General features: G+C 71.5%; 11 protein-coding genes. 2 read left to right on the top strand and 9 right to left on the bottom strand.

Features of this window, described 5'->3' with window-relative positions; all coding sequences use genetic code 11:
• Positions 1 to 1,896: 1,896 nt before the first annotated feature.
• From AWQ70_RS31750 to AWQ70_RS31720, 7 genes are all read right to left on the bottom strand, one after another.
• Positions 1,897 to 2,658 (bottom strand): MgtC/SapB family protein, encoded by a 762-nt coding sequence (locus AWQ70_RS31750; protein WP_067184435.1) that lies wholly within the window; start codon positions 2,656 to 2,658, stop codon positions 1,897 to 1,899.
• Between the two features lie 237 nt (positions 2,659 to 2,895).
• Positions 2,896 to 3,915 (bottom strand): aliphatic sulfonate ABC transporter substrate-binding protein, encoded by a 1,020-nt coding sequence (locus AWQ70_RS31745; protein ID WP_067184432.1) that lies wholly within the window; start codon positions 3,913 to 3,915, stop codon positions 2,896 to 2,898.
• Complete coding sequence (locus tag AWQ70_RS31740) at positions 3,912 to 4,697, bottom strand: ABC transporter ATP-binding protein (RefSeq protein ID WP_067184428.1); 786 nt, start codon at positions 4,695 to 4,697, stop codon at positions 3,912 to 3,914. The genes AWQ70_RS31745 and AWQ70_RS31740 overlap by 4 nt, the downstream gene beginning before the upstream one ends.
• A gap of 4 nt (positions 4,698 to 4,701) precedes the next feature.
• Positions 4,702 to 5,157, bottom strand: a complete 456-nt coding sequence (locus tag AWQ70_RS41660; protein WP_245647239.1) for an ABC transporter permease — start codon at positions 5,155 to 5,157, stop codon at positions 4,702 to 4,704.
• 360 nt (positions 5,158 to 5,517) lie between these two features.
• On the bottom strand, positions 5,518 to 6,927 hold the full coding sequence (locus AWQ70_RS31730) for a sulfatase family protein (RefSeq protein WP_245647238.1): 1,410 nt from the start codon (positions 6,925 to 6,927) through the stop codon (positions 5,518 to 5,520).
• Positions 6,928 to 7,164: 237 nt separating this feature from the next.
• Positions 7,165 to 8,340: an ROK family transcriptional regulator gene (locus AWQ70_RS31725; RefSeq protein ID WP_067184425.1), complete on the bottom strand. Its 1,176-nt coding sequence runs from the start codon at positions 8,338 to 8,340 to the stop codon at positions 7,165 to 7,167.
• A gap of 103 nt (positions 8,341 to 8,443) precedes the next feature.
• Entirely contained in the window at positions 8,444 to 9,379 is a 936-nt protein-coding gene (locus AWQ70_RS31720) for a formylglycine-generating enzyme family protein (protein WP_067184422.1), read from the bottom strand.
• Positions 9,380 to 9,583: 204 nt separating this feature from the next.
• Here AWQ70_RS31720 and AWQ70_RS31715 point away from each other — a divergent pair, with 204 nt between their 5' ends.
• Complete coding sequence (locus AWQ70_RS31715; RefSeq protein WP_067184419.1) at positions 9,584 to 10,402, top strand: aminoglycoside phosphotransferase family protein; 819 nt, start codon at positions 9,584 to 9,586, stop codon at positions 10,400 to 10,402.
• Between the two features lie 58 nt (positions 10,403 to 10,460).
• Here AWQ70_RS31715 and AWQ70_RS31710 read toward each other — a convergent pair whose 3' ends face one another.
• Complete coding sequence (locus AWQ70_RS31710; protein WP_067184415.1) at positions 10,461 to 11,285, bottom strand: class I SAM-dependent methyltransferase; 825 nt, start codon at positions 11,283 to 11,285, stop codon at positions 10,461 to 10,463.
• Between the two features lie 106 nt (positions 11,286 to 11,391).
• On the opposite strand from AWQ70_RS31710, the gene lpdA reads away from it, so the two are divergent.
• Positions 11,392 to 12,792, top strand: coding sequence for a dihydrolipoyl dehydrogenase (gene lpdA / locus AWQ70_RS31705; protein ID WP_067184412.1), 1,401 nt, complete (start codon positions 11,392 to 11,394; stop codon positions 12,790 to 12,792).
• Between the two features lie 16 nt (positions 12,793 to 12,808).
• Here lpdA and AWQ70_RS31700 read toward each other — a convergent pair whose 3' ends face one another.
• The gene (locus tag AWQ70_RS31700) at positions 12,809 to 13,777 is read right to left on the bottom strand and encodes an aldo/keto reductase (protein WP_084518035.1); all 969 of its coding nucleotides are present in this window, start codon (positions 13,775 to 13,777) and stop codon (positions 12,809 to 12,811) included.
• Positions 13,778 to 13,814: the final 37 nt, after the last annotated feature.

Below are 13,814 nucleotides of genomic sequence, written 5' to 3'. Positions count from 1 at the left end.
GCATCCTCGGGCGCAGCCCCCGACGCAGCCCCTGACGCAGTTCCCGATGCAGCTCCCGGCGCATGCTCGGGCGCAGCCCCCGACGACGCAGCACGTGAGGCGTCCCCCGACCACGCGTCCCCCGGCCCCGACGCGGCCCCCGGCGCGTTCCCCGCCACACCCCGCGACGCATCCCCTGACCTGGCGGCGGTGGCGGTGGTGGCGGCGATCCGCTCGACACGGGCGAGCAGGTCCCGGACGGCAGGCCCGGCCAACGCCGGGTCGGGCCAGTCACCCGCCCGGCCATCCACACACCCCGACTCACCATCAGGCAGAGCCTCCCGGTCCCCACCCCCGGAGGGCTGCCCTGTTCGGTCTACGCCGGACTGAGCCTCCCGGCCCTGGTCCGGTCGCTTGCCGTCCCGCTGACCGCCCCGACCGCCGCGCCGGACAGAGGTAACCGCCGACGCCTGGTCGCTGCTGGGGTGACGTCCCTGCCAGATGCCATCCCAGGCCGAAAGACCACCATCGTCATCTTGCGGACGCCGCCGCTCGTCCCGGACGCCGGTTCCCGCACCCGCGCCGGTCCTCCCGCCGTCAAGTACGGAAGGCCGTACCCCACCCAGGCTCGTGGCACCATGCTCTGCGGCTTCCGGCCGCGCGACACGGTGCCCTGCGGCATCCGCCCCCGCACTACCAAGCTCTGTGGTATCAGGCCCTGCGACATCCGGACATGCCAGACCGGAGCGCGAGGCCGGTCCTGGCAGCCGTACTCCATGAGCCGAACCTCGGTCTGCTCCAGAGTCTGATCCGCGGCCTTCTCCCTGCTCCAGACTCCGCTCTTCTACCGCGTCGGGGACGCCCATAAGCCGCCGCGCCCAGGACAACGCGTCGTCCCGCTCGCCGCGCCCAGACCTGACGGTGTCGTCCAAGGCCGGATCGAACAAGGACCACCCCTGCGACGGCGCACCATCGCCCTGCCTACCGCCCCGCCCGTCACAGGTCCCTGTCACCGTCGAGCGTATGGGCTGGAAACGGCCGACATCGGGAGAAGCGGTCTCATCGAGAGTGCAGGAGGGTTGAGCCGGAACAGGTATGCCGATGCGGGCACGGGCACGATCGAGCAGCACGGCACCATACGAGTCACCGGCGAAGCGACGAAGTCCGGCGAACGGCGTGCGCGCACTGAGACCGAGCCGTCGCGGGGACGCGGCGGGTGTGCCGGACGGGCGAGAGGGAGGCGCATCCTCCGGTCGGTGCGACAGCAGAACACCACCCGAAACCCTCATCTGGATCTGCCTCCCCTCACGCTCCGACGGTCGATCCTTGGAGAGGATATCGCTCATACGTTCGACCTGCAACTGCCAGTAGTCTTATATGTACTCTTTGTAATGAATGTGTCTGTGTAACGCACAATGAGCCAAGGTGGGCGGGTGCTCACGCCGTCCGGCTTCAGGTGGCTGCCTGCGGTCGGAAGAGGCGGGCGCCCGTGATCAGGCAGAGCGCGGCCAGAACGTGTGTGACAACTGCGCCAACGGCTGCAGTGCGCGGCACGGGCAGGCGCGGCGAGGATGAGCGTGACGGCTGCGCCGACGACTCCGGTGCACGACGGCGCGGGCGGGCGCGGCAACGGGTGGATGCGGCGGGGCGGGCGTGGCAACGGGTGGATGCGGCGGGCGAGCGGACGCGGGCGTGGGCGGGCGCGGCGGAGGCAAACCAGTTCGAAAGGGTGGTCCGGCTCTCAGGTGTTCGGGTCGACACCATCGAGCCGTCTATCCATCGCCGGTCGCGCTGGCCGAGCGGCTGCGCGAGCGGGTGCGTGGCGGAGGGCGCCACGTCGGTGCGGGTGCCGGATCGGTGCGGGTGCCGGGTCGGTACGGGCGCCACGTCGGTACGGGCGCCGGGTCGGGTGCGGTCCTAGTCGCGGTCGGTGCCGTCGCCGGCGTTGACCGCGAGGACCGCGGGCAGCTCGCTCAGCTCCGCCGTCAGGTCGGTGACCGAGCCGCGGCCGCGCAGCCCGAGGGTGACCGAGACGGTGCGCCCGCCCGTCGGACCCGGTTCCGCGCGCTCGCGCCCATGCGCCCGGCCGGCGTCGGGGATCTCGCCGTGGCCCGCCCTCTCCGCGGCGACCTCGGTCACCGCGAACCCTCGCCGCGTACACGCCACGAGCGCGTCGCGCAGCGTTCCGGTCCCGTCCAGGTACACCAGGCGCAGGTGGGACATGGTGTACCCGTGCGCCGGGAGGCGGCGCACGACGACGTTGAGGCCGAGGATGACCAGGAAGTGCCCGGCGGTGACCGCCACCGCGAGCACGGGCAGCCCCGCGCCGCAGGCCATGCCGATCGCCGCCGTCACCCAGACGACGGCCGCGGTCGTCAGGCCGCGTACGGCGTCCCGCCGGACGAAGATCAGCCCGCCGCCGATGAAACCGATGCCCGAGACGACCTGGGCGGCGACCCTGGACGGGTCCAGGCTGACATGCTCGCCGAGGACGTCGAAGAAGCCGTACTTGCTGACCAGCATGAAGAGAGCGGCGCCGAGGCCGACCAGCGCGTGGGTGCGCAGGCCCGCGTTCTTGAAGCGCAGCTCGCGTTCGAGGCCGATGGCCGCGGACAGCACGACGGCCAGGGCGAGTTCGCCTATCTGGGGGAGACCTTGACCGGATGACAGGACAAACATTTTCAGGATCCTACCCACAGATGGGGAGGACAGTCCGGAAAACGCGCAGTCCGGGGATCACGCAAAGCGACGTTCGTCCGGAAGGACGATCCGAAATCCCGAAGGTCACCGGGAATGCGGGAACGCGGGCGGGACCGGGAACGCGAGAACTCGTGAGAACAAGGAGCGCAGGGAACGCGGGCGGGGCCGGACTCCTCGTGGGAGGCCGGCCCCGTCGGCAGGGCTGCGAGGCGGCGGCTACTTCGCGCCGCCCGCCGCGGCCTGATAGAGGTCGGCCGTGTAGTACGTGGCCGGGTCGGGGGAGTCGGTGATCTTGCCCATCGTGACGAAGATGTCCGCGAGGCCCTTGTACCAGCCGGCGACGGTGCCGTCGGCGCTCAGCTTGGCAAGCTCGGCGGACGGAAGGATCTTGGTGACCGAGGAGGCCCCCTTGAACTGCTCGGCCGGGGCCTTCAGGAACGTCGCGGAGAGCTGTTCCGCCTCCGCGGTGTTGGCGGCCACCCAGTCGTTGGCCTCCTGGAGGACCTTGAGCACCTTGGTGACCGTCTCGGGGTGGTCCTTGACCAGCTCGTTGCGGGCGACGAACGAGCTAGGGAAGCTCAGCTTGGGATAGAAGTCCTCGCTCTTGGTCAGCTCGACCAGGTCGGGGACGTTCTTCTTGATCGTGTCGATCAGCGGGTACCAGATGGCGGCGGCGTCCACCTGACCGGACGAGAACGCGGTGACGACCGTGCTCGGGTCCATGGTCACCTTCTGGACGTCGGCCGGCGCGAGCCCGTTCTCCTTGAGGGCGAGCTGGAAGATCATGTCACCCGACGTGCCCTCGGGCACGCCGACCTTCTTGCCTTTGAGGTCCGCGATCTTCGTGATGCCGGAACCGGGCCGGGTGATGACCCGGTCGGCCTGGCCGAGCATGTTGACCGCGATGATCTTCGCCTTGCCGGAGGCGGGCAGCCAGGTCGCGCCCGAGCCGATGTAGCCGAAGTCGAGGTCGCCCGCGCCGAGCGCCTGGATCTGCAGCGGCCCGTTCGTGAACGCCTTCAGGCTGGGTTTGAGGCCCTGCTTGTCCCACAGGCCCAGCTTGTCGGCGGCGGCCAGGGACGCCACGCCCGAGAAGTCGGCGATGTAGCCGAAGGTGACCTCGGTCGCGCCGTCCCCGGAGCCGGAGTCGGAGGACGAGCCGCCGCAGGCCGCGACGGGGAGGAGGAGGGCCACGGCGGCGCCGAAGGCCGCGATCAGCCGGCGGGGTTGCCTCACGGCGAGGTCCTTTCGATGGGGGTGGGCTGGTGGTAGACGGAGTGCCAGACCTCCCGCCTGAGCTCGGCGAACTCCGGCGACAGGCGCATCTCCTCCGTACGCGGATAGGGCAGGTCGACCTCGATAACGCGGTGCACTCGGCCCGGCCTGGCGGCCATGACGATCACCCGGTTGGCCAGGTAGACCGCCTCGTCGACGTCGTGGGTGATGAACATCACGGTGCGCCGCTCCCGGCTCCAGGTGTCCAGGAGCCGGTCCTGGAGCTGCACCCGGGTGAGCGCGTCGAGCGCGCCGAACGGCTCGTCCATCAGCAGGATCGTCGGATCGACCGCGTACGCCCTGGCGATGGCGCAGCGCTGCTTCATGCCGCCGGACAGGGTCTTGGGCAGCGCGTCGGCGAAGGCGGTGAGGCCGACCATGTCGATGAACCGCTCCGCCGTGCGACGGCGCTCCTCGGCGCCCACTCCGGCGATCTTCAGCCCGAACTCGACGTTCTTGCGCACCGTCATCCAGGGGAAGAGCGCGTACTGCTGGAAGATGACGCCGCGCTGCGGGCTCGGGCCGCGCACCTCTTCGCCGTCCACCAAAACCTCGCCGCTCATGGGGTCGAGCAGCCCGGCGGCGATGTTCATCAGCGTGCTCTTGCCGCAGCCGGAGGGCCCGACGACGGTGACGAACTCGCCGTCGGCGATGTCCAGGCTGACGTGGTCGAGCGCGGCGAACGTCTCCCCGCCGAGATCGAAGGAGTGCGAGACGTCGCGAAACTGGATCTTGGGGGTCACCGGCTCATCTCCGTTCTTGCCAGCTCGTGAGGCGGCGTTCCGCGAGCAGCAGCAGGCGGTCCATCAGCAGCCCGACGAGGCCGATGACGATCAGTTGTACGAAGATCGTCGGCAGGTCGTAGTAGAGCTGGGCCTGCTGCATCCGGTAGCCCAGCCCCTCCTGGGCGGCGATCAGCTCGGCGGCGACCACGGTGGCCCAGGACGCGCCGAGCCCGATGCGCATGCCGACGAGGATGAACGGCGTCGACGCGGGCACCACGACGCCGGTGAAGACCCTGCGGTCCCGGGCGCCGAGCACCCGGGCCGCGTTGATCAGCGTGGAGTCCACCGAGACCACGCCCTGGAACGTCGAGACGACCGACGACAGGAACGAGGCCAGGAAGATCACGAAGATCTTCGGCGTCTCGCCGATGCCCATGAGCACGATCGCGAGCGGGATGATCGCCAGCGGCGGCACCATGCGGAAGAACTGGAGCCAGGGCTCGATCAGGGGCGTACCAGCCCATCAGGAACCCGACGGGCACCGCCAGGGCGACGCCGAGCACGAACCCGGTGAGCACCCGGCGCAGGCTGGCGAACAGGTCGCCGAAGAGCGTGCCGTCGCCGATCGACGAAACCGCGCGCTCGGCGACCTCCAGCGGGCCGGGGAAGCCCTGGATGCCGCTGTTGGCGAGCAGCACCCACACGGCCAGGCCGAGCAGGCCCGACCCGATGGTGAGCGGCACCGTCGAGCGGCGGCCCCCGCCCGCCCGGCCTCCCGTTTTCCCGGCGGGTTCGCGGGCGGCCTTCCCGGCCGCCTTCCCCGCCGTCGCCCCGGCCATCAGGCCACCTCGTCCGCGACGCCGTCGACGTCGGCGGCGCGCTCGGTCCCGATGTCGGCCATGTAGCTCATCCACGTGTACGCGGGATCGCCCCGCCGCAGCAGCTCCCGGTAGAGCCGCGTGGTCATCTCGCGCCGCACGTCCGCGTAGGCCGGGGCCGTGTAGACGTTGTGCAGCTCGTGCGGGTCGGTCTCCAGGTCGTACAGCTCGTGCACGCTCTCGGGGTTGAAGACGAGCTTGTGCCGCCGGTCCCTGATCATCCGCTGGGAGTAGGGGAAGTGGTGGCCGTGGAACTCGGCGACCACCTCGTCCGGCCACTCCGGCCGCTCGCCCCGGACCAGTGGGAGCAGGCTGCGGCCGTCGCACGGCTCCTGCGGGGGCAGCCCGGCGAGTTCGAGGATCGTGGGGTTGAGGTCGATCAGCGTGACGAACTCGTCCACCACCTGGGCTGGAGCACCTGGTACGCGCACGATGCCGGGGATGCGATAGATGTCCTCGTACATCGCCGGGCCCTTGTCGTTGAGCCGGTGCGCGCCGGTGAACTCGCCGTGGTCGGCGGTGAACATCACGGCCGTGTCGTCCCACAGATCCAGCTCGCGCAGCGCGGTCAGCAGGCGGCCGATCTGGTCGTCGATCATGGTGACGTAGCCCCAGTAGACCGCGATCAGCTTGCGCCACGCGTCCGCGTCGAAGTGGTCGGCCGACCAGTACTCCGCGTACCGCCGCTGCACGTCCGGCTTGCCGGCGAACGTCTCGGCCATCGAGGCGGGCAGCGGCACCAGCTCCGGGTCGTACATGTCGTAGTACTCGTCCGGGATGAGGTACGGCAGGTGCGGGCCGTACCAGTGGCAGGACAGCACGAACCGGCGGCCGTCGTCGTGGAACTCCCGGGCGTAGCGCTCCAGGAGTTCGAGCGTGCGGTCGGCCAGGAACGTCTCGACGGTGGCGTCGGCCGGCTGCCGCAGGCGGCCCGCGATCAGGTGGCCGCGTCCCGAGTCGTTGGGCGCCCTGCCGAAGATCGGGTCGCTCACCGCGAACGGCGGGTGGCCGTTGTCCTTCAGCCACCGCTCGTACGAGGGGTGGTGGAAGGGGTTGAGCGCGCCGGGCAGGTGCTCGCCGTCCATCCGGTAGAACTCCGGACCGCGCTCGCGGCCGATGTGCCACTTGCCGACGTGGCCCACGTTGTAGCCCGCATCGAGCAGGGGAGCGGCCAGGACGGGGTGCTCGTCGGCGACCTCGTCCCGGGCGCCGCCGTTGCGCTCGGGGTTGACCAGCAGGCCGTGCCGGAACGGGTGCAGGCCGGTGAACAGGGAGGCTCGCGCCGGGGTGCAGATCGCGGTCGGCGTGTAGAAGCGATCGAACCGGGTGCCCTCGGCGGCCAGACCGTCCAGGGCGGGGGTGCGAGTCACGGGGGTTGCCGTAGCAGCCCAGCGTGTCGACCCGATGCTGGTCGGTCATCAGGAACAGGACGTTGCGTGCGGACACTCGCTCTCCGATCGAGGCAATTTTTCCTGAGGGTTGACGTTAATGCTCGGCATTGCCCCTGGCAAGGGATGATTCATGATCTTTCGCCCTGGTTTGGGATGCGCAGGCCGTGCGAGTTCGTCCGGAACGCGGAGAAAAAGCGGGAGCGGGGGGAGCGCGGTTCACAGACGCGGGTGCGCGGGCTCCTCGTTGAGCAGGAGCGCGATGGCGCCCATCGCGGAGGCGTTCACGCCGAGGTCGGCGGGCGACACCTCGATCTCGCGGCGCGCGTTCGGCAGCGCCATGCGCGCGATCGCGGCGCGGATCGGGTCCAGCACCAGGCTGCCGAGCGCGGCGAACTCGCCGCCGACGACGATGCGCCGGGGGTCGAGCTGGATCACCGTGTCGGCCAGGATCCGTCCCAGGTCGGCCGCCGCCGCCGCGATCACCTGGCACACCGTGGGCACCCGGTCCTGCGCCGCCGCGATCAGCTCGTCCAGCCCGGCGACCGACACACCGCGCGCGGCGCACGCCTCGAGCAGCGCCGGGCTGCCGATCCTGCGCTCCAGGCAGCCGCGCCCGCCGCAGTGGCACTCCGGGCCGTCCGGATCCAGGGAGACGTGGCCGATCTCGCCCGCCGCGCCGTGCGCGCCGCGCAGCAGCCGGCCGCCGACGATGAAGCCGCCGCCCACGCCGACCGACCAGCGGACGTACACCATGTCGCCGACCGACCGCGCGGCCCCCCAGGTGTGCTCGGCCAGCGCGGCGAGCCGGGCGTTGTTGTCCACCGCCACCCGCACGCCGAACTCCTCCGTGAGCAGGCGGGTGATCGGCAGGTACCTGGCCGGAACGGTGCTGGCCGGGAGTGAGGGGTCGTCCACGACGCCGACGAGGCCGAGGCCGACCGCCTCCAGGGCGCTGAGCCGTACGCCGTGCTCCTCGCTCACCTCGCGGATCAGCCGGACCGCCGCCTCGGCTTGGCGCTCCGTCCCCGCTCCGGCCGGGATGTCGCCCATGCCCGTCACGATTACCTCGTGCGCGACGTTCGCGACGGCCAGCCGGACCCGCCTGCGGCCGAGATCGACCCCCACGAACAGGCCCGCGTCGGGGTTCAGCGCCACGAGCGAGGCGGGGCGCCCCCGGCCGCGCGGCTCCGTGGCCGGGGCCTCGACCTCCACGACGGCGCCGCGCTCCATGAGATCGGAGATGATCGTGAACAGCGTCGTGCGGGACAGCCCCGTCTGCCGTACGAGCTCGGCGCGGCTCAGCGAGCCCGCCGATCGCAGGGTGGCCAGGACGGCGTCCTCATGTGCCCGGCGCAGTCGCCGCAGCGCGTCGGCGGGCTTGTCCGTGCTCACGTGTGCGCGCTCACTTCGTCGGTGCCCACCTGTCTGTGCCGTCCGGACGGCTCCCGCCGCCCGTTCCGCCGTTCTCCCTGATCAATTTCGTCAAATCTCCGGACTAAAGATCGGCCGCGATCCGGAAACCGGTGTTCCCCGAGCTGCTGTCCGGGGTGTTCGCGCTGCGCGCGGCCACGCGATACCGGTTGCAGTAGGAGTCATGGCACAGATAGGACCCGCCGCGCAACACCCGCGCCGACCCCGTCTCCGGCCCGCGCGGATCTTCGAGCGGGCGGGAGAGGTGGTCGACGGCGAACCAGTCCGCGCACCACTCCCAGACGTTGCCCACCATGTTGTACAGGCCGTAGCCGTTGGGCCGGTAGGTCTTGACCGGGGCGGTGCCGAGATGGCCGTCCTCCTCGGTGTTGTGCGTCGGGAAGCGGCCCTGCCAGATGTTGCAGCGGTGCTGCCCGCGCGGGGTGAGCTCGTCGCCCCACGGGTATCGCGCCTGGTCGAGCCCACCCCTCGCCGCGTACTCCCACTCGGCCTCGGTCGGCAGCCGGCCGCCCACCCAGTCGCAGTAGGCCCGCGCGTCCTCCCAGGACACGTGGACGACGGGGTGCTCGCGCCGGTCGTCGCACGTGCTCCCCGGCCCTTCCGGCGCGTTCCACGCCGCGCCCTCGACGGCCAGCCACCAGGGCGTCCCCTCGGGCGAGGGCGCGCGGCGGCGGGCGCCGCGCGGCGCGAGCAGGTGGAACACGTAGGACCAGCCGAACCGCTCGGCCTCCGTGACATACCCGGTGGCCTTCACGAACGCGGCGAACTGCGCGTTCGTCACCGCCGTGCGGGACAGGCGGAACGGGCGCACCGTGACCGCGCGGACCGGGCCCTCGCCGTCGGAGGGGAAGCCCTCGAGGTCGTCCGTCCCCATGCGGAAGGTCCCGCCGTCCAGGGTGACCAGCCCGCTCACCTTCCGCGGCGCGGGTGGGGGGACGGGCGTCCTCGGCGCGTCCCGCCCCTCCGCGGTGCGGCCGGGTGCGCAGCAGTGCTCGGTCATCAGTTCACAGTCCCACGTTTCACGATTCGACGGTAAAAGTCCGACTTGTTGACAATATCCCAACCGAAGCGACCGGAAGGCGGGGTGACAGCCGGGAGGACCCCGGGCGTGCGGCCGCGGAGGGAAGCCGGACACGGAGCGTGGAGTCACAACCCGACCGAAAATCGGTACAGGACGGGACCGGTGGGTCTAATCTCGAAGGCTATGTCCGTCCGCACGGCCCCCGTCGAGATCGCATTCGACACCGAAGAGGAGAAGGTCGTACGGGTCGGAGCCACCGTCCGGCGCCCCATGGCGGCCTCGTCGCCGTCCGTCCACGCGCTGCTCGCGCACCTTGAGGCCGTGGGATTCGAGGGCGCTCCCCGGGTGCTCGGAGTCGACGGGCGGGACCGCGAGATCCTCACCTTCGTCGAGGGGGAGACCGCCGCCCGGCCGCTGCCCGCCTGGGCGGTGTCCGACGAGACCCTCGCCGCGCTCGCCGTCCTGCTGCGCCGCTTCCACGACGCCGCCGAGAGCTTCGTCCCCCCGCCCGGCGCGGTCTGGGAGCAGGGATCCCAGGCGGACGAGTCGCCGGAACTGGTCGGCCACTGCGACGTCACCCCCGAGAACGTCGTCTTCCGGCCCGGGCCGTCCGGAGGGCCGCTGCCGTACGCGCTGATCGACTTCGACCTGGCACGGCCGACGACGCGGCTGTTCGACGTGGTCACGACGCTGCGGCACTGGGCGCCGATCGCCGATCCGATCGACCGCGACCCCCTCCAGCGGAGCATGGACATCGGGCCGAGGCTGCGGCTCTTCTGCGACGCGTACGGCCTCGCCGGCCGGGACCGGCTCCGCCTGCTCGACACGGCCAGGACCCGCCTCGGCCGCTCGTACGTCGCGACCCGGACGCGCGCGCTGACCCTCGGCGGCGACTGGGCGCGCAGGTGGGCCGGCGGGGCGGGGGAGCGCATCCGCAGGGCGGGCGCCTGGCTCGACGCCCACGAGGACGAGCTCCGCCGCCACCTCGTCGGGAGCGACTGACACCGCGGACTGGCCCACCCCAGGCCGATGCCGCAGTGGGCGTGGGCGGAGCGGCCCCTCACCCCGAGAAGCGGTACCGCAGCAGCAGGCCCAACCGGCGTAGCGGCGGCACCAGGCGCATGAACCGGCAGGCCGCCCGGTAGCGCGCCGGCAGCCGGTCGATCCAGGGCAGGTCCACGGCGGCGGTCTCGGTGAGCAGGGCGAAGCGCGGGTCCCAGCCCTCCAGACGGCGGGGGTCGTCGAGTCCCCAGGTGAGCGTGGCGCCGGTGGTCCGCAGGATGCCGTTCAGCCGCTGCGCCCGTATGGCGAGCGGGCTGACCGCGTCGAAGACCGCCTGGCCGCCCGCGACGAAGTGGTCCGCGATCCGGTGGACGAGCGTCTCCATGGCCGCGTCCGTCAGGTACATCGTCAGCCCCTCGGCCACCACCAGCGCGGGACGGTCCCGGGGGATGTCCGGCAGCCATCCGGGATCGGTGACCGAGCAGCCGATCAGCCGGTACCCGGGACGTCCCGGATAGAGGTGCCGGCGCAGTTCGACGACCTCGGGATAGTCGACGTCGAACCACCTGACCCCGGCAGGAGGCGCGACCCGGAAGACCCGGCAGTCGAGGCCGCATCCGAGATGCGCGACGACGGCGTCCGGGTGGACGGCGAGGAACTCGGCGGTCCACTCGTCGAGACGCCGTCCCCGCATCGCGACGAGCACGGCCTCGCCCTCGCTTATCCGGAACCGCGTGAAGTCGTACGCGACGCGATGTACGGCCTCCTCGGCCATCGTGTCCCCGAGGACGGGAAGGCGGGAGCGGCTGTCCAGCGCCCTGCCGTACAGGGTGGCGAGGAGGGTCTGCCGCACGCCGGTGAAGGCGACCTTCTCGGTGGTCACCCGCGCCCGCTACCCCGGAGCGGCCGGTCCACGCGGGGCGCGGCGGTCTGTCCACAGGCGAGGCTCGGCCGGTCGGCGGCCGGACGGCGCGGCCTATTGTTGGCGCATGAGCAATCACTTTGACGTCGTCGTGCTGGGCGCCGGCCCAGGGGGATATGTCGCCGCGATCCGCGCGGCCCAGCTCGGCCTCCGGACGGCCGTGATCGAGGAGCGCTACTGGGGCGGGGTCTGCCTCAACGTCGGCTGCATCCCGTCCAAGGCGCTGCTGCGCAACGCCGAGCTGGTGCACCTGTTCGCCAACGAGGCGAAGACGTACGGCATCCAGGTGGACGGCCAGGTCGGCTTCGACTACGGGGTGGCCTACGAGCGCAGCCGCAAGGTGGCGGACGGCCGGGTCAAGGGCGTCCACTACCTGATGAAGAAGAACGCGATCACCCAGTTCGAGGGCCGCGGCCACTTCACCGACGCCAACACGCTCCAGGTCGCGTTGAAGGACGGCGGCTCGGAGACGGTCACGTTCGACTCCTGCATCATCGCGGCGGGCGCGAGCGCGCGGCTGCTGCCGGGCACCTCCCTGAGCGAGCGGGTCGTGACGTACGAGGAGCAGATCCTCAGCGACACGCTGCCGGGCAGCATCGTGATCGCGGGGGCGGGCGCCATCGGCGTGGAGTTCGGCTATGTGCTGAACAGCTACGGCGTGGACGTCACGATCGTGGAGTTCTTCGACCGCATGGTGCCGCTGGAGGACGCCGAGGTGTCGGCCGAGCTGGCCCGGCGCTACCGGCGGCTCGGCATCAACGTCATGACCTCCACCCGTGTCGAGGGCATCGACGACTCCGGCGACAAGGTCCGGGTGACGGTGTCGCACGAGGGGAAGCAGCAGGTCCTGGAGACCGACAAGGTGCTGCAGGCCATCGGCTTCCAGCCGAACGTCACCGGATACGGCCTGGAGAACACCGGGGTGCGGGTGACCGACCGCGGCGCCATCGACGTGGACGGCCGATGCCGCACGAGCGTCCCGCACATCTACGCCATCGGCGACGTCACGGCCAAGCTCATGCTCGCGCACGCGGCGGAGGCGATGGGCGTCATCGCGGCCGAGACGATCGCGAACGCCGAGACGATGGAACTGGACTACGTCATGATCCCTCGGGCGACGTACTGCCAGCCGCAGATCGCGAGCTTCGGCTGGACCGAGGCGCAGGCGCGCGAGCAGGGCTTCGACGTGAAGGTGGCGAAGTTCCCCTTCAGCGCGAACGGCAAGGCGCACGGGCTGGGCGACACGGTCGGGTTCGTCAAGATCCTCAGCGACGCGAAGTACGGCGAGCTGCTCGGCGCCCACCTGATCGGGCCGGACGTCACGGAGCTGCTGCCGGAGCTGACCCTGGCGCAGCAGTGGGACCTGACCGTCCACGAGGTCGCACGCAACGTGCACGCGCACCCGACCCTGGGCGAGGCCGTCAAGGAGGCGATCCACGGCCTGGCCGGACACATGATCAACATGTGAGCCCGGCGGGGGCGGGTCAGTGCCAGGCGAGCGCGGCACGGGTGCGCCAGTAGGTCTCGGGTTCCTCGGCCAGGACGGCGAGCCGGTCGTCGAGATCCCGGTCCCAGCTGATGTCGGCGGCGGTCAGGTTGCTGCGTAGCTGCGGCGCGGAGACCGCGCCGCTCAGCACCACCCCGGCCCAGGGACGCGAGAGCACGGCGGCGAGCGCGAGCGCGTCCGGCGTGACATCGCGCTCGCGGGCCGCCTCCGCGAGCGCGGGAGGCGCCGCCCGCGCGGTCAGCCGCCCGTTCGCCACCCCCTCCTTGACGATCACTCCGAGTCCGGCGTCGTACGCCCGGGCGAGCGCCTCCTCGGCGGAGCGTTCGAGCAGGTTCCAGGTGGACTGCACCATGTCGAAGACGCCGCTGGCGACCGCCCGGTCGATCGTCTCGGCCTGGCGCGGGCCGGTGGTGCTGAACCCGACCGCGACGCCCTCCGCGCGCAGGGCGTACAACCGGGCGAGCACGTCCTCGTCGTCGAACACTCCGCTCTCCACGGTCGCCGAGTGGATCTGGTAGAGCGAGAGGTGCTCGCCGAGCAGGGCACGGGTCTCCTCGATCTGGCGGCGCAGCCGTCCCGCCGACAGCTCCTTCACCTCGTGGTCGTCGGCGTCCATCCGCCAGCCGCCGACGTACGCGTAGCCCCACTTGGACCCGATCGTCGCGGCGCCCGGCGCGATGCCTCGCTCGTGCAGCCATCCGGCGAGGAACTCCTCGGCCAGGCCGTACGAGCGGGCGGCGTCGAAGTAGCGCACCCCGGCTTCCCAGGCGGCGTCGAGCACGGCCCACGCTCGCGCCCGCATCGCGTCGACGCTGCGGTCCGCGCCGAGATCCTCGGCCCGGCCGAGCGTGATGTAGGCGGGGCGGCCGACCGCGGCCAGCCCGAGGCCGATCGGCGTCGTCATCAGGCGGGTACGGCCCAGCGGGCGAAGCGCTCGTACGTCCATGCGGCACAACTTAACGCTCCGACCGGCGATCTCCGCG

The organism is Microtetraspora niveoalba (genome assembly GCF_001570405.1).
Classification (GTDB): Bacteria; Actinomycetota; Actinomycetes; order Streptosporangiales; family Streptosporangiaceae; genus Microtetraspora; species Microtetraspora niveoalba.
Note: the sequence above shows the minus strand (reverse complement) of the source record. Positions and strands in the feature narration are given on the sequence as shown.

What these genes read in the sequence shown, in the direction of transcription:
- AWQ70_RS31750 (WP_067184435.1), bottom strand. Translation starts at nt 2,658, where the DNA reads ATGTTTGTCCTGTCATCCGGTCAAGGTCTCCCCCAGATAGGCGAACTC.
- AWQ70_RS31715 (WP_067184419.1), top strand. Translation starts at nt 9,584, where the DNA reads ATGTCCGTCCGCACGGCCCCCGTCGAGATCGCATTCGACACCGAAGAG.
- AWQ70_RS41660 (WP_245647239.1), bottom strand. Translation starts at nt 5,157, where the DNA reads ATGGTGCCGCCGCTGGCGATCATCCCGCTCGCGATCGTGCTCATGGGC.
- AWQ70_RS31700 (WP_084518035.1), bottom strand. Translation starts at nt 13,777, where the DNA reads ATGGACGTACGAGCGCTTCGCCCGCTGGGCCGTACCCGCCTGATGACG.
- AWQ70_RS31720 (WP_067184422.1), bottom strand. Translation starts at nt 9,379, where the DNA reads ATGACCGAGCACTGCTGCGCACCCGGCCGCACCGCGGAGGGGCGGGAC.
- lpdA (WP_067184412.1), top strand. Translation starts at nt 11,392, where the DNA reads ATGAGCAATCACTTTGACGTCGTCGTGCTGGGCGCCGGCCCAGGGGGA.